This window comes from Streptomyces sp. NPDC059037, assembly GCF_042740015.1.
Taxonomy (GTDB): Bacteria; Actinomycetota; Actinomycetes; order Streptomycetales; family Streptomycetaceae; genus Streptomyces.
Genome location: NZ_JBHYIG010000010.1, coordinates 1 through 15,239, shown reverse-complemented (window position 1 = coordinate 15,239; position 15,239 = coordinate 1). Strand labels below are relative to the sequence as shown.

16 protein-coding genes are annotated in these 15,239 nt (G+C 71.0%); 4 read left to right on the top strand and 12 right to left on the bottom strand.

Annotation, left to right across the window (positions count from 1 at the left end; translation table 11 throughout):
* The first annotated feature begins 21 nt into the window (after positions 1-21).
* The gene (locus ACFWY6_RS03950) at positions 22-576 is read left to right on the top strand and encodes a hypothetical protein (RefSeq protein ID WP_384686096.1); all 555 of its coding nucleotides are present in this window, start codon (positions 22-24) and stop codon (positions 574-576) included.
* 410 nt (positions 577-986) lie between these two features.
* Here ACFWY6_RS03950 and tsaE read toward each other — a convergent pair whose 3' ends face one another.
* The 6 genes from tsaE to ACFWY6_RS03920 all read right to left on the bottom strand — a co-directional run bounded on the left by tsaE (position 987) and on the right by ACFWY6_RS03920 (position 6,714).
* On the bottom strand, positions 987-1,499 hold the full coding sequence (gene tsaE / locus ACFWY6_RS03945) for a tRNA (adenosine(37)-N6)-threonylcarbamoyltransferase complex ATPase subunit type 1 TsaE (protein ID WP_384686094.1): 513 nt from the start codon (positions 1,497-1,499) through the stop codon (positions 987-989).
* 22 nt (positions 1,500-1,521) lie between these two features.
* On the bottom strand, positions 1,522-2,733 hold the full coding sequence (locus ACFWY6_RS03940; protein ID WP_384686092.1) for an alpha/beta fold hydrolase: 1,212 nt from the start codon (positions 2,731-2,733) through the stop codon (positions 1,522-1,524).
* A 13-nt stretch (positions 2,734-2,746) separates the two neighbouring features.
* The gene (gene alr, locus ACFWY6_RS03935) at positions 2,747-3,916 is read right to left on the bottom strand and encodes an alanine racemase (RefSeq protein ID WP_384686090.1); all 1,170 of its coding nucleotides are present in this window, start codon (positions 3,914-3,916) and stop codon (positions 2,747-2,749) included.
* 50 nt (positions 3,917-3,966) lie between these two features.
* Positions 3,967-4,623 (bottom strand): L,D-transpeptidase, encoded by a 657-nt coding sequence (locus ACFWY6_RS03930; RefSeq protein WP_384686088.1) that lies wholly within the window; start codon positions 4,621-4,623, stop codon positions 3,967-3,969.
* Positions 4,624-4,774: 151 nt separating this feature from the next.
* Complete coding sequence (locus ACFWY6_RS03925) at positions 4,775-6,274, bottom strand: NAD(P)H-hydrate dehydratase (protein WP_384686086.1); 1,500 nt, start codon at positions 6,272-6,274, stop codon at positions 4,775-4,777.
* A gap of 71 nt (positions 6,275-6,345) precedes the next feature.
* Positions 6,346-6,714 carry a holo-ACP synthase gene (locus tag ACFWY6_RS03920; RefSeq protein ID WP_266870012.1) on the bottom strand — a complete coding sequence of 123 codons (369 nt, stop codon included), beginning with the start codon at positions 6,712-6,714 and terminating at the stop codon, positions 6,346-6,348.
* 103 nt (positions 6,715-6,817) lie between these two features.
* On the opposite strand from ACFWY6_RS03920, the gene coaA reads away from it, so the two are divergent.
* Together coaA and ACFWY6_RS03910 are read left to right on the top strand one after the other, a co-directional pair.
* Positions 6,818-7,798 (top strand): type I pantothenate kinase, encoded by a 981-nt coding sequence (coaA, locus tag ACFWY6_RS03915; RefSeq protein ID WP_360769024.1) that lies wholly within the window; start codon positions 6,818-6,820, stop codon positions 7,796-7,798.
* Positions 7,799-7,818: 20 nt separating this feature from the next.
* Positions 7,819-8,766 (top strand): DUF389 domain-containing protein, encoded by a 948-nt coding sequence (locus ACFWY6_RS03910; RefSeq protein WP_384686084.1) that lies wholly within the window; start codon positions 7,819-7,821, stop codon positions 8,764-8,766.
* Positions 8,767-8,780: 14 nt separating this feature from the next.
* On the opposite strand, the gene glmM is transcribed toward ACFWY6_RS03910, so the two are convergent.
* From glmM to ACFWY6_RS03890, 4 genes are all read right to left on the bottom strand, one after another.
* Positions 8,781-10,139, bottom strand: coding sequence for a phosphoglucosamine mutase (glmM, locus tag ACFWY6_RS03905; RefSeq protein WP_384686082.1), 1,359 nt, complete (start codon positions 10,137-10,139; stop codon positions 8,781-8,783).
* A 134-nt stretch (positions 10,140-10,273) separates the two neighbouring features.
* The gene (gene rpsI / locus ACFWY6_RS03900; RefSeq protein WP_360768561.1) at positions 10,274-10,795 is read right to left on the bottom strand and encodes a 30S ribosomal protein S9; all 522 of its coding nucleotides are present in this window, start codon (positions 10,793-10,795) and stop codon (positions 10,274-10,276) included.
* 46 nt (positions 10,796-10,841) lie between these two features.
* Positions 10,842-11,285 (bottom strand): 50S ribosomal protein L13, encoded by a 444-nt coding sequence (gene rplM, locus ACFWY6_RS03895; protein WP_135336143.1) that lies wholly within the window; start codon positions 11,283-11,285, stop codon positions 10,842-10,844.
* A gap of 222 nt (positions 11,286-11,507) precedes the next feature.
* On the bottom strand, positions 11,508-12,743 hold the full coding sequence (locus ACFWY6_RS03890; protein WP_384686079.1) for a glycosyltransferase family 87 protein: 1,236 nt from the start codon (positions 12,741-12,743) through the stop codon (positions 11,508-11,510).
* Between the two features lie 74 nt (positions 12,744-12,817).
* Here ACFWY6_RS03890 and ACFWY6_RS03885 point away from each other — a divergent pair, with 74 nt between their 5' ends.
* On the top strand, positions 12,818-13,666 hold the full coding sequence (locus ACFWY6_RS03885) for a hypothetical protein (RefSeq protein WP_384686077.1): 849 nt from the start codon (positions 12,818-12,820) through the stop codon (positions 13,664-13,666).
* Between the two features lie 30 nt (positions 13,667-13,696).
* Here the strand turns inward: ACFWY6_RS03885 and truA are convergent, their stop codons facing one another.
* Positions 13,697-14,551 carry a tRNA pseudouridine(38-40) synthase TruA gene (gene truA / locus ACFWY6_RS03880; RefSeq protein ID WP_266869999.1) on the bottom strand — a complete coding sequence of 285 codons (855 nt, stop codon included), beginning with the start codon at positions 14,549-14,551 and terminating at the stop codon, positions 13,697-13,699.
* 82 nt (positions 14,552-14,633) lie between these two features.
* A complete protein-coding gene (gene rplQ, locus ACFWY6_RS03875; protein ID WP_360768549.1) occupies positions 14,634-15,122 on the bottom strand; it encodes a 50S ribosomal protein L17 in 489 nt (162 codons plus the stop codon).
* Positions 15,123-15,239 lie beyond the last annotated feature (117 nt).

Genomic DNA, 15,239 nt, shown 5'->3' with positions numbered 1-15,239 from the left:
AGTACGAAGAGGGTGGCGCAGTTGTCCAGGAGCAGCTCGGGATTCGTGGCCGGGCTCACCGCGGCCGCGCTCGCCGCGGTCGGCTTCCTCGCGTACCAGGCGTCGGCCAGCGCGCCGGACCACCTGGCCGGCCAGAAGCCGGACGCCAACCCCTCGGCCTCCGCGTCACGCTCCCCCAAGGACAAGGCAGGACCGAAGGCGGTCCCCGCACATTCCGGTTCGGGCGAGCGGGTCATCTACTCGGTGGGCGAGGACCGCGTCTGGCTGGTCAAGGCCTCCGGCAAGGCGCAGCGCACGTACAAGGTCACGCCGAGCACGGTGGACCCCGTACCGGGGACGTACGCCGTCACCTCGCGCTCGGGGACGGTCACCGGAACGGACGGCGTGCCGATCGAGCACGTCGTGCGCTTCACCAGCGTGGACGGCATCGCGATCGGATTCAGCTCGGCGGTGGACGGCTCGACCCCGAAGCCGGACCCGTCGAAGAAGACGGGCGGCATCCGCCAGTCACGCGAGAACGGCAACGCGATGTGGGAGTTCGCAACGATCAGCGCGAAGGTAGTGGTCGTTCCTTAGGGCCTTAAAGAGGCACGCTGGAGCGCCCCAAAGGGGCGCGGGGAACTGCGCGAGCAACCACAACAGACCCGCAGCCGCGCACCGGCAATCCGGCGGAGCCCTAGGCGCTCTTCCGCTCCCGAGGCGCCCGCGCCCGATCCGGCGCGCTCGGCGGCGTGGACACCGCCCGAGCAGCCGCGCATGAAGCCAACAACACGCTCATGGAAACGCCCGAAGGCCCAGGGGCCCGCCCTACCTCACGACGTTCTGAAGCCGACATGGATGCCTCCTGGGCTCCCGGGGCAGACATGGTTAGGTAGACCTAACCAATACCGGTACCCATGTCACCACGCGCAGAGCGCCCGGCGCAACATCTTCCCGACGCCTTGTCGGAACCTTCAGCGGAACGTACGAAAGCGCCCCGCACGGGACTACGCGGCCAGCAGCGTGAGGTCCGCCTCGGCCCAGCGCGCCCCGACGCCGCTCAGCGTCACCTCCCGCACCTCGTCCGTGGTGTCGCCCACCGCACGGTGGATCAGCACGCGCAGCCGATCGTCGGAGAGCTCCTCGACCTTGCCGTCACCCCACTCCACGACGATCACCGATTCGGGCAGCGAGACATCGAGGTCGAGGTCCTCCATCTCGTCGAGCCCGCCGCCCAGGCGGTACGCGTCCACGTGCACAAGGGGCGGGCCGTCGGACAGCGACGGATGGACGCGGGCGATGACGAAGGTCGGGGACGTGACGGCGCCCCGTACGCCGAGGCCTTCTCCGAGGCCCCGGGTCAGGGTCGTCTTGCCCGCGCCGAGCTCGCCGGTGAGCATCACCAGGTCGCCGGGGCGCAACAGTTTGGCAAGGCGGCGGCCCAACTCGCCCATCTGCTCGGGCGAGTTGACGGTGATCTTGAGGGTGGTGGCGGGGGTCGGGTCGTGCGGTGCTTCCATGCCGACCACGTTAGCGGCTGCGTCAGCCGCTTGAAGTCCGCGCATCCGCCGCCGCAGGCACGGCCCCCGCCCTGGCCAGCAGGTCCGCGAGCCGGTCGGTGACCACCTCGGGGTGCTCCAGCATGACCAGATGCCCCGCGTCCGGTACGAGCACGAACTCGGCCTCCGGAAGCAGATCGGCGATCGCCTCGCTGTGCTCGCTCGGCGTCACCAGGTCCTTCTCCCCGGCGAGCACGAGCACCGGCAGCTCGGCGAAGTACCGCAGCGCCTCCGCCTTGTCGTGCTCGGCGAACGCCGGATAGAACTCCGCGACCACGTCGATCGGCGTCGACTCGATCATCCGCTCGGCGAACCGCGAGATCGCCGGGTCCACGTCCTTCGACGAGAACGAGTAGCGCTTGATGATCCCCGTGAAGAGATCGGAGGTGGCCCGCCGCCCCCGCTCCACCAGGTCGGCCTGCGAGCCGAGCGCCTTCAGCACGCCGGGCAGGACGCGCCGGACGGCGTTCATCCCGGCCACCGGAAGCCCGAAGTTGACCTGGCCGAGCCGCCCGGCCGACGTACCCACAAGAGCGACCCCCACGACGCGCTCGCGGATCAGCTCGGGGAACTGGTCGGCAAGCGCCATCGTCGTCATGCCGCCCATGGAGTGCCCGACCAGGACCAGCGGCCCCTCGGGCGCGGCCGCGTCGATGACGGCCTTCAGGTCCCGCCCCAGCTGGTCGATGGAGACCGGCTTCCCGTCGTCGAGCTGTGCGGCCCCGCGCCCGGACCGGCCGTGGCTGCGCTGGTCCCAGTAGACACACCGCACGACACCGCGCAGGGCGGCCCGCTGGAAGTGCCAGGAGTCCTGGCTCAGGCAGTAGCCATGGCTGAAGACGACGGTGACCGGGGCGGGCACCTTGCGCCCGAAGAGCCGGCGCCGCCGCGGCGCCTGCGCGCTCTCCGGCTCGACCTCGTCGACCTCGTACGAGAGCTCCGTGCCGTCGTCCGCGTACGCCTTGCCCGGCATGCCGCGCAGCGATCCGTAAGGACCCGATGCGTCGAGCGCGAGCCGTGCCTTCTTGCGCATGCCGCGGCCGACGGTCAGCCGCTCTATGGCGACACCGGCCGCCGCGCCCGCCGCGACGACACCTATCGCGGCACCGGCGATGCCTGCCCTGCGCCAGTTCCCGGCCGCGGCGGCGACTTCCGTCACCGCTTCCGCGGCCGCCCCCGTGCTGCTCTCGCTCACGTGCCGCTCCTACTCAGTCGTCGAGCCGGTCGCCCTCTTCGGCCCGCTCATTCACATAGACGCGCGGAACACGCGATCCGATGCGGGTGACGATCTCGTACGCGATGGTGCCCGCCGCCTGCGCCCAGTCCTCGGCGGTCGGCTCGCCCCGGTCGCCGGGGCCGAACAGGACGGCTTCGGAGCCGGCCGCCGGCTCGTCACCGCCGAGGTCGACCACGAACTGGTCCATGGCCACACGCCCGGCGACCGTCCGCCACTTGCCGCCTACGAGAACCGGTCCGGTGCCCGATGCGTGCCGCGGGATCCCGTCCCCGTAGCCCAGGGGGACGAGGCCCAGGGTGGTCTCCCCGGGCGTGACGTAGTGATGCCCGTAACTGACGCCGTGACCCCCCGGAACATGCTTCACCAGAGCGAGCGAGGCGCTGAGCCTCATGACGGGGCGCAGACCGAAGTCCTCCGGCGTCCCCACCTCGGGGCTCGGCGAGATCCCGTACATCGCGATGCCCGGTCGTACGAGATCGAAGTGGGTCTCCGGCAGGGTGAGCGTGCCCGGCGAGTTGGCGATGTGCCGCACCTCGGGCCGGATCCCCCGCTCCTCGGCGGCGGCGACCATCTCGCGGAAGAGCCGGAGCTGAGCGGCGATGGAGGGATGGCCCGGCTCATCGGCGCACGCGAAGTGCGACCAGAGCCCGGTGACGCGCACGAGCCCCTCGGCCTCGGCCTGAAGCGCCTGCGAGACGAGCTCGGGCCAGTCAGCGGGCATACAGCCGTTACGCCCCAGCCCGGTGTCGGCCTTCAGCTGAACACGCGCAGGACGCCCCGCCTCCCGCGCGGCGGCCGCGACCTCGCGCAGCGCCCACAATCCGCTCACCGACATGTCGAGGTCGGCCTCGATGCCCTCGCGCCAGGGCCCGCCCGGGGTCCACAGCCAGCACATCAGGCGCCCCTGGATCCCGGCGGCGCGCAGCGCGAGCGCCTCCTCGGGGGTCGCGGTGCCCACCCAGGTGGCACCGGCCTCGATCGCGGCCCGAGCGCAGGGCACCATTCCATGTCCGTACGCATCGGCCTTCACCACGGCCATGAAGGCGGCGCCTGGCGCGTGGGCACGCAAAGTCCGCACATTGGCCCGGAGGGCGGCCAAATCGATCTCGGCGCGGGCACGCAAGGGTGCGGTCTCAGTCATAACGCCGACCAGTCTCTCAGAGCCCACCGACACCCTCGCAGCCGCGCGCCTCAGGTCCCGGGCCTGCGCCCCCACGCGAAGACCCGGTCTCCCTTGTGGAGCGTCTTCCACAGCCGACGTGCGTCGTCGAGCCGCAGGTTCACACAGCCGTGCGAGCCGGGCGGGTTGTGGATGCTGCCGTAGATGCCGTGGAAGGCCTGCCCACCGTCGAAGAACTGGCTGTAGGGCATCGGCGTCTCATAGATCGTCGACCAGTGGTTCTTGTGCTTCCAGTAGACCTTGTGCCACCCGGTACGGGTCACGTACCCGGCCCGCCCGCTCCGCACGGGCATGGGCCCGAGCAGCACGCGCTTCCCCTTCTGCACCCACATCAACTGACGCCGCAGATCGACACAGGCGACGCGGTACGCGCGCGTGGGGCACTTCTTCGTGTCGACTTCGCCGAGCGGCACGGATTCGACGAGCTCTTCGCCGCGGGCGGGGGCCGGTTCGACGGCGTCTTCTTCGGCACTTGGGGTGTAGGTGTCCGGCGCCAGGGCCTGGTCCGGGGTGTCCTGCTGCCAGGAATATGACGGAGGGAGCGGGACGCCGGGCGCGGGGGATGCGGGGCGCGGCGGCGGGGGTTCGGCGAGGGCGGGCCCCGCGGGGATGGCGGCGGCCATCGCCAGCAGCAGGGAGAGCCCGCGCCGGGTGGTCTGACTGATCATGCGATGAGCGAACCCTGCGGGGCAGGTGCGTGGCGCTGAGCCGCGCGGCGGCGTCACCCAAAGGGGGGGCGCCCTCCGCCCACCGCGGCCACCGACTCCCTCCGCGGCACACGCGAAGCGGCGGGACAAGAAGCGGCCCGAGGCCGCAGGCCTACCCCCGTACGTCCCGCCAAGCCACCGGAAGCGCCGCCGCAACGTCCTGCGCCCCCACCGGCGCCCCGTCCGCCGCATGCCGAGCGGCCAGCCCATGGAGATACGCCCCCACCGCCCCCGCGTCCCCCGCCGAAAGCCCCGCCGCCAGCAAAGCCCCGGCAAGCCCCGACAGCACATCCCCGCTGCCCGCGGTGGCCAGCCACGGCGTCCCCGTCGAATTGACCCGCACCACACCCCCGCGGCCACCGCCACGGCCACCCCCACGTCCGCCCACACCGCCGGCCACCAGCGTCGTGGACCCCTTCAGAAGCACCGTCGCCCCATACCGCCCCGCCAACTCCCGCACAGCGGCAAGGCGCCCCCGCTCCACTTCCCCCCGCGAGACCCCCAGCAGGGCCGCCGCCTCCCCCGCATGCGGCGTCAGCAGAGTCGGGGCGGACCGCGCCCGCACCACCTCGGCCTCGACGAGCCGCAGCCCGTCCGCGTCGATCAGCACCGGCACATCCGCGGCGACCACGTCCTCAAGCCGCCCCGCATCGTCCCCGAGCCCCGGCCCGACGACCCACGCCTGCACCCGCCCGGCCTTGGACGGCGCCCCGTCGGAGACAAGCGCCTCGGGGAACCGGGCGATCACCGCGTCCACGGCAGGCCCGACGTACCGCACGGCCCCCGCCCCACCCCGCAGCGCACCCGCGACCGCGAGCACCGCGGCCCCCGGATACCGCACCGACCCGGCGACGACACCCACCACGCCCCGCCGGTACTTGTCGCTCTCCCCCGTCGGCTCCGGCAGCAGCGCGGCCACGTCCTCGTACTGAAGAGCCTCCGCCTCGGGAGCCCCGAGCACCGCACCGAGCCCGATGTCCACGAGCCGCACGACACCGGCGTACTCCCGCCCGGGATCGATCAGCAGCCCCGGCTTGTACGCCCCGAAGGTCACCGTGACGTCGGCCCGCACCGCGTCCCCGGCCACCACCCCGCTGTCGGCGTCGACGCCGCTCGGCAGATCGACGGCGACCACGGGCACCCCCGACTCCCGCACCAGGCCCACCACTTGAGCGGCCCCGGCCCGCAGCCCGCCCTGCCCGCCGATGCCCACGATCCCGTCGACGACAAGATCGGCGCCCCGCAGAGCGTCCTCCGCGGAATCGGAACCGGAACCGGAATCGGAACCGGAAGAGGAAGAGGAAACCACCCGCCCGCCGGCCGCACGGAACGCCGCGAGCCCATCCGCATGCACCCGATCGGGCGAGAGCAGCACCGCGCCGACCCCCGCGCCACGCCGGGCGAGCCGCGCCCCGGCGTACAGCGCGTCGCCCCCGTTGTCCCCGCTCCCCACAAGCAGCACGACACGGGCCCCGTACACCTTGCCGAGCACCTGGGCACAGACCACGGCGAGCCCGGCGGCGGCCCGCTGCATCAGGGCGCCTTCCGGCAACCGGGCCATCAACGACCGCTCGGCGGCCCTGACCGTCTCCACGGAGTACGCAGTACGCATGCCCCGAGTCTGTCAGCCGACAACACGGCCCGCAGCGGCCAACCGACCACCGCCGACCGCCAAGGCCGCCCCTACCCCTCAGCTATCACCACAGCGGAAGCCACCCCCGCGTCATGGCTGAGCGACACATGCCACTGCCGTACCCCCAGCTCGGCGGCCCGCGCGGCCACCGTCCCCTTCACCCGCAGCCGCGGCTGCCCGCTCTCCTCGACGAACACCTCCGCGTCCGTCCAGCGCAACCCCGCCGGCGCCCCCAGCGCCTTGGCCAGCGCCTCCTTCGCCGCGAACCGCGCGGCCAGCGAGGCGATCCCGCGCCGCTCCCCGCTCGGCAGCCACAACTCCCGCTCCACGAACAACCGCTCGGCCATCCCGGCCGTGCGCTCGAGCGACGCACCGAACCGATCGATCTCGGCCACGTCGATACCAACCCCAATAATCACGGGCAGCAGCCTAGAGCCCCGCCCCAGCCCCGCAGGGTGACGCACCCCACCCTCCGCCCCGTTCAAACAGCCGTAACAATGGACTGTGATCTCTTCGGTCTCCGTGCCCCCGACGGCACCCCGGAGCGCCCACCGGCACAAGCCGGAGGCGACTCCCTACGTCGACCTCACCCGCGCCGAGTGGAGTGCTCTCCGCGAGAAGACACCCCTGCCCCTCACCGCGGAAGAGCTGGAGAAGCTGCGCGGCCTCGGTGACGTCATCGACCTCGACGAGGTGCGGGACATCTACCTCCCGCTCTCCCGCCTCCTCAACCTCTACGTCGGCGCGACGGACGGCCTGCGCGGCGCCCTCAACACCTTCCTCGGCGAGAAGGGGTCCCAGTCCGGAACCCCCTTCGTCATAGGGGTCGCGGGCTCGGTGGCGGTCGGCAAGTCCACCGTCGCCCGCCTCCTCCAGGCCCTGCTCTCCCGCTGGCCCGAGCACCCCCGCGTGGAACTGGTCACCACGGACGGCTTCCTGCTCCCCACCAAGGAGCTGGAGGCCCGCGGCCTGATGTCCCGCAAGGGCTTCCCGGAGTCGTACGACAGAAGAGCCCTCACCCGCTTCGTGGCGGACATCAAGGCGGGCAAGGACGAGGTGACGGCCCCCGTCTACTCCCACCTGATCTACGACATCGTGCCGGGCCAGCGCCTCTCCGTCCGCCGCCCCGACATCCTCATCGTCGAGGGCCTGAACGTCCTGCAGCCGGCCCTCCCCGGCAAGGACGGCCGCACCCGCGTCGGCCTCGCCGACTACTTCGACTTCAGTGTGTACGTGGACGCGCGCACGGAGGACATCGAGCGCTGGTACCTGAACCGCTTCCGCAAGCTGCGCGCGACGGCCTTCCAGAACCCGTCCTCGTACTTCCGCAAGTACACCCAGGTGTCGGAGGAAGAGGCGCTCGACTACGCCCGCACCACCTGGCGGACCATCAACAAGCCCAACCTGGTGGAGAACGTGGCCCCCACCCGGGGCCGCGCGACCCTGGTCGTACGCAAGGGCCCCGACCACAAGGTGCAGCGCCTGAGTCTCCGCAAGCTCTAGCCCACGACTACGCTGCGCGGATGCTGCATCTGCGCCTGATCACCCCGGCGGACAAGACCGACGACGTGGTGCGCCTGATCGAGAAGACGGTCGGCGCCACCCACCTCACCGTCATGCCGGGCGTGGCCCGCAACCCGGCGGGCGACGTCGTGATGTGCGATGTCGCCCGCGAGGCCGGCGACACCCTCATCGGCGGCCTGCGCGCGCTCGGCATCGACAAGACCGGCTCGATCGCGCTGGAGAACATCGACCTGTCCCTGTCCCTGCGCGCCGACAAGGCGGAGGACGAGGCACCGGGCGAGGGCGCGGACGCGGTCCTGTGGGAGCAGCTCACGGACGCGACGCACGAGGAGTCGACGCTCTCGATCACGTACGTCGCCTTCATCACGCTCGCCACGATGATCGCGGCCTGCGGTGTGGTGCTCGACAACGCGATCCTGATCGTGGGCGCGATGGCGGTCGGCCCCGAGTTCGGCCCGCTCGCGGGCTTCTGCACGGCCCTGGTGCAGCGCGCCCCGCGCCTGGCGCTGCGCTCGCTGATCGCGCTCCTCGCGGGCTTCGCCATCGCCATGGCGGTGACGGTCGGCTTCAGCTACTTCATGGACGCCGTGGGCCTGTTCACCGAGGAGAAACTGGAGCAGGACCGCCCCAACACCAGCTTCGTGTACGCGCCCGACTGGTTCTCGTTCGTCGTGGCGGTGCTCGCGGGGATCGCGGGGACGCTCTCGCTGACGTCGTCCAAGTCAGGCGCGCTGGTCGGCGTCGCCATCTCGGTGACGACGGTCCCCGCGGCGGCCAACGCGGCGGTGGCGCTCAGCTACGGAGACGCGGAGCAGACCTGGGGCTCCACCGAGCAGCTGCTGCTCAACCTGCTCGGCATCGTCCTGGCCGGCACGCTCACGCTGCTGGTCCAGAAGCTCCTCTGGACCAGACAGCACGAACGTACGGCGAAGTCAGGACTCCGCTAGAGCGGACAACAGCCCTACCCCAGCGCGGACTTCACCACATCGGCGAGCCGCCCGGCCACCGACCGGGCCTGCTCGATGTCGGCGGCCTCGACCATGACCCGCACCAGCGGCTCGGTGCCCGAGGAGCGCAGCAGCACCCGCCCCGTCGCGCCCAGCTCGGCCTCGGCCTCAGCGACGGCTGCGGTCAGCTCCGCGGAGGTCGTGACCCGCGACTTGTCGACGTCGGGCACGTTGATGAGCACCTGCGGAAGCCGCTCCATGACCCCGGCGAGCTCCGCGAGCGAACGCCCGGTCTCGGCGACGCGTGCCGCGAGCAGCAGGCCCGTGAGCGTGCCGTCGCCGGTCGTCGCGTGGTCGAGGATGATCACGTGCCCGGACTGCTCACCGCCGAGGGCGAAGCCGTGCTCCTTCATCGACTCCAGGACGTACCGGTCGCCGACGGCGGTCTGTACGAGGGACAGGCCCTCGCGCTCCATGGCGAGCTTGAAGCCCAGGTTCGACATGACCGTCGCGACAACGGTGTCCGAGCGCAGCGTGCCGTGCTCCCGCATGGCGAGCGCGAGCACCGCGAGGATCTGGTCGCCGTCGACCTCGGCGCCCGTGTGGTCCACGGCCAGGCAGCGGTCCGCGTCCCCGTCGTGCGCGACACCGAAGTCGGCGCCGTGCTCGACGACGGCGGCCTTCAGGAGGCCCAGGTGCGTGGAGCCGCAGCCGTCGTTGATGTTCAGGCCGTCCGGCTTGGCGCCGATCGTGATGATCTCGGCACCGGCGCGGGCGAACGCCTCGGGCGAGACACGGGCGGCCGCGCCGTGCGCCTCGTCGAGGACGATCTTCAGCCCTTCGAGGCGGTTCGGCAGGACGCCGATGAGATGGGCGACGTACTGGTCGAGGCCCTGGTCGTACGTCGTCACACGGCCGACGCCGGCGCCCGTGGGGCGCTGCCAGGGAGCGCCGGTGCGGTGCTCCTCGTACACGGACTCGATACGGTCCTCCAGCTCGTCGGCCAGCTTGTGACCGCCGCGCGCGAAGAACTTGATGCCGTTGTCCGGCATGGCGTTGTGGCTCGCGGAGAGCATCACGCCGAGGTCGGCGCCCAGCGCACCGGTGAGATGCGCCACCGCGGGGGTGGGCAGCACACCGACGAGCTGGACGTCCACGCCCGCGCTCGCGAGACCGGCGACCACCGCGGCCTCCAGGAACTCCCCTGACGCGCGGGGGTCTCGTCCGACCACCGCGACCGGCCGATGGCCCTCGAACGTGCCCGCCTCGCCGAGCACATGAGCCGCCGCCACGGAGAGCCCGAGCGCGAGCTCGGCCGTCAGATCCGCGTTGGCGACACCGCGCACGCCGTCCGTGCCGAAGAGTCGTCCCACTGCTGTCCTCCTCCGGACTTCTACCCCGGGATCACCGGGGTCCCGCCCCAGTGATCACCAGGGTTTCCGATAAACGAACGCCCCGGCAGCACAACAACGTGCCGCCGGGGCGAGCGAAAGTACAAGCAGGCAGATTAGCGCTTGCTGTACTGCGGAGCCTTGCGGGCCTTCTTGAGACCGGCCTTCTTGCGCTCGACCGCACGGTCGTCACGCTTGAGGTAACCGGCCTTCTTGAGGGCGCCACGGTTGTTCTCGACGTCGGCCTCGTTCAGCGCACGGGCGACACCGAGACGGAGCGCACCGGCCTGGCCGGAGACGCCGCCACCCGAGATGCGGGCGATGACGTCGTAGCGGTTGTCGAGCTCGAGCACCTTGAAGGGCTCGTTGACTTCCTGCTGGTGGACCTTGTTCGGGAAGTAGTCCTCGAGCGTGCGCCCGTTGACCTTCCACTTGCCGGTGCCCGGGACGATCCGGACGCGGGCGATGGCGTTCTTGCGACGGCCCAGGCCGGCGGCCGGCTGCGGGTCGCCGAAGCGCGCGGCGTTCGACTCCGAGGTGTACTCGCCCTCGACGGGCGCCTCGGACTCGGTGGTGTACTGCTCGACGTCAACAACCTCGGTCTCTTCGACCGGCTGCTCAACGGTGGTCTCGGCCACGATTCTCCTCAGATCTTTCTTTACGTCTTAGGGGGTGTGGCCGGAACTACTGCGCGACCTGGGTGATCTCGAACGGCACCGGCTGCTGGGCAGCGTGCGGGTGCTGGTCGCCCGAGTAGATCTTCAGCTTCGAGAGCATCTGACGACCCAGGGTGTTCTTGGGGATCATGCCCTTGATGGCCTTCTCGACGGCCTTCTCGGGGTTCTTCGCGAGAAGCTCGTCGTAGCGCACCGAACGAAGACCGCCCGGGAAGCCGGAGTGGCGGTAAGCCAGCTTCTGGGTCTTCTTGTTGCCGGAGAGGTGAATCTTCTCGGCGTTGATGATGATGACGAAGTCACCCATGTCCATGTGCGGCGCATAGGTCGGCTTGTGCTTGCCCCGGAGGAGGTTCGCTGCCGTGGTCGCCAGACGGCCCAGGACGATGTCCTGCGCGTCGATGATGTGCCACTGGCGAGTGACATCGCCGGGCTTGGGGCTGTACGTACGCACTTCGTAGCCTTCGCTTCTTCAGTGGATGGGGTCCAGACACACGGCACCCCAGAAGCGATCACGAAGTGATCATGCAGCTGGGGCTCACAATGCCGGGGACGCTGCCCGTATGCGAGCCACTGGTGACTGCTCCAGGGAACCTACGTATGGGCCCTTCGCGTGAGAACGACGAAGCCAATACGCATAACAATCCCCGAGAGTACCCGCGCCGCCCCGTACGGGTCAAAACGCGGCCCTGGAGACCCGCACCGGCGACTCCCCCACCACAGGCGGCTCTGCACTTTCCGGGCCGGCCCCGCCCGTCGTCCGGGCGCAGCTCCGGGCGACCGTGAGAGCCAGCACACAGAGCGTCACGAAGTCCCGGAAGGCCCTCCTGGTACCCGGCTCAAGCCAGGGCCAGCTGAACCCCGGAACCTGCGGCACGAGCGCCACCCAGAACCACGGCCCCCTGGCCACCGCACCCGGCACGAGCGCCCCCGCGAGCAGCAGCGGCACGACGACCAGCAGATAGTGGTCGTACGACGGCCTGGACACCAGGAAGGCCGCCAGCATCAGCATCACGGCCGTCTCGACCACCCGCAGCGGCCCCGCGCCGCCGCTCCCCCACCGCCGCCAGGCGCACCACACCCCCGCCGCCGCAGCCGTGACGGCCAGCAGCGAAGCCGCCCCTTGCGGCACCCCCAGACGCGGAAGCACCGCCGCGGGCGACGCCTCATAGAGCCGTACGAAGCGGTCGTCGCCCCGCAGCAGGAACGGCAGCGTCCGCGTGAAGAACCCCGCCGGATCCGGCATGAGCAGCGCCGACCCCACGGACACCGCCCCGGGCACGAGCACGGCCCCCGCGAGCCCCCGCCACCGCCGCGCGAAGACGAAGAGCAGCACCACCGGCGCGAGCAGCGGCTTCACGGCGACGGCCGCCCCGATCACCAGGCCCGCGGCCACCCACCGCCCCCGGCACACGAGCAACAGCGCGAGGGGCAGCGCGGCCGCCGACGCCACCGTCCAGTTGCCAAGGTCGACGAGGTGCCCGAACGGCGCGAACCCCACGGCGAGCGCGAGAAGACCAAGGGCCGCGAACCGGCTGCGCCACGGCACCGCGTGGATCCGCAGCGCGCACGCCCACCCGGCGACGAGCGCGGCGGTGACTCCGCCCGGCACCAGGAACCGCACGACGGACTGCGGGAGCAGCGCCTGGGGCAGCGCGGCGAGCACGGCCCCCGGCAGATACAGAAAATGCCGGTCGGCGTAGGGCGAGCGCCCGTCCAGCCAGGCCTCGGCGGCCCGCACCACGATCGCGTTGTCCATCCCGCCGTCCGGGCCGCGCAGCCCCACCCGGACGACCGCGGCGAGCAGCACCGCCCCGAGCGCCGCCCAGGCATGCCAGGTCGCAGGCCGCGACAACCACCCACCAAGAGCCCCACCATCAGCCCCACTAAGAGCGCTTTTGCCCGTATTCATACAGATCAGGCTAGGTCGGAAGCCTCCCCCGGCCCCGGCTCAACATCCCCAACTCCCCGTCTAAGATGCGGCGCATGAGCTTTGGGCAAGGGGGACCTCAGTGGGGTCCGGGCGATGGACAGACCCCTGACTGGGCGGCGCTCGCCGAGGCGTCCGAGTCGCGCGCCCGGCGCCGCAAGTGGCTGATGATCGGCGGTGGCGCGCTCGCCACGGTCGCGGTCGCCGCCGCCGTGGCCGTGGCGGTCGTCTCCGCGAACAGCGACAACTCCTCCGCGTCGAACAAGCCGGCCAGCGAGCTGCCGACGACCGCGGACATCCCCGGGGCGAGCACGAACCCCGGCCCGTCCTTCGAGGAGACGACGCCGCCGCCCCCGCCGGACCCCAAGGAGTTCATCTCCAGCGCCAAGAAGGACAAGGCGCCGCTCAGCGCCGACACCCTCTTCCCCGGCAAGACGCTGACCTCGGGCGACAGCGTCTACAAGAAGGGCGCCACCAGCGGCACGAAGAAGTGCGCGAGCGTCACCCAGGCCGCCCTGGGCGCGCTCCTCACCAAGCACGACTGCACGACGCTGTACCGCGCCAGCTATGTGAAGGACAACGTGGCGGTGACGGTCGGTGTGGCCGTCTTCGACACCGCGGCCCAGGCCGAGAAGGTCAACAAGCAGGCGGAGAAGGGCCTCGTCGTCTCGCTCCCCGGCAAGGGCGTGCCCAGCTTCTGCCGTACGGCGGTCTGCCGCGGCACGTACAACGCGTACGGCCGCTACGCCTACTTCACGACCACCGGCTTCACCAGCGACAAGGACGTCACGACGAAGGACCGCAAGGTCTACTCCGTCGGCGACGACCTGGCCCGCTTCACCTTCCAGCAGATCAACCGGCGGGGCGAGACGCAGGCCTCCGCCGCGGCCAACGCCCCGCAGTAGACCGGAAGTCGACGGTCCGGCGACCGGGGCTCAGCAGCACCCGGCGCCGGGCAACGTCCGCTTGTTGCGCGCTTCCTTGCTGCGCGCGGCGAGCAACTCGTCGGCGGGATAACCGACTTCCTCAAGGGTCAGCCCGTGCGGCCGCACGACATGCACGGCGGAGTCCCGAACGCCGGCGGCGAGCACCTTCCCGGGCCACTCCACGGGCCGGTGACCGTCCCCCACGAACAACATCGCACCCACCAACGACCGCACCATGTTGTGGCAGAAGGCATCGGCCCGCACGGTCGCCTCGAGGATCCCGTCGTCCCGCCGCTCCCACCGCAGTTCCTGCAGCGTACGAATGGTCGTGGCACCCTCGCGCCGCTTGCAGTAGGCGGCGAAGTCGTGCTCCCCGATGAGCCGCTCGGCAGCCGCGTTCATCGCGTCGAGGTCCAACTCCCAGTCGTGCCACAGCACATGACTGCGCAACAGCGGGTCGACACCGCCGGGATGGTCGGTCACGCGATAGGCGTAGCGCCGCCACACGGCCGAGAACCGCGCATTGAACCCGGCGGGCGCCTCGGCCACCTTCCAGATCCGCACATCGTGCGAAAGCCGCCCGGCGAGCCGCCGCAGCAGCTTGTCACCGTGCTCGGCCCACACGCTCTCCGGCAGATCGACATGGGCGACCTGCCCCCGGGCGTGCACCCCGCTGTCGGTCCGCCCCGCGACGGTCAGCTCGTACGTCTCCTGCGACCGCGTCACGGTCCGCAGCGCACTCTCGATCTCCCCCTGGACGGTCCGCTGCCCCTGCCGCTGCTTGGCCCAGCCGGAGAAGTCCTTGCCGTCGTACGAAAGGTCGAGACGCACCCGCACAAAGCCGGGCTCTACTTCATCACTCACACCGCAATCCTCTCAGCACCAGGTGCATACGAAAGCGGGCCCGCCCCCCAGGGGGCGGACCCGCTCACAGAAGCGCTATGCCTCAGGCGTCCTTGGACTCCTCGGCGGCCTCAACCGGAGCGTCCTCGACGGGCGCGTCCTTCTTGAGGGCGTCTTCCTTGACGGCACGCTTGGTGGCCGCCTCGGCCTCACCGGTGGCAGCCTGCGCCACGGTCAGGGCCTCGACCAGCTCGATGATCGCCATGGGCGCGTTGTCGCCACGACGGTTACCGATCTTGGTGATACGGGTGTAACCACCCGGGCGGTTCTCGTAGCGCGGGCCGATCTCCGTGAAGAGCGTGTGCACGATGCTCTTGTCGGTGATGACGGACAGCACCTGGCGGCGGTTGTGAAGGTCACCCTTCTTCGCCTTGGTGACCAGACGCTCCGCGTAGGGACGCAGACGACGGGCCTTCGCCTCGGTGGTCGTGATGCGACCGTGCTCGAAGAGCTGCTTGGCAAGGTTCGCCAGCAGAAGCTTCTCGTGCGCGGCGCTGCCGCCCAGACGGGCACCCTTGGTGGGCTTCGGCATGTGTTTCTCCTTGATGTCTGCCCCGGCCGTATCAGGTACCGGGGTCAGCGGAACCGCGCCCCGTAAGGGGGGCGGGGGACAGCGCGCGCCACCACAACGCACGCCCACCCCAAAAAA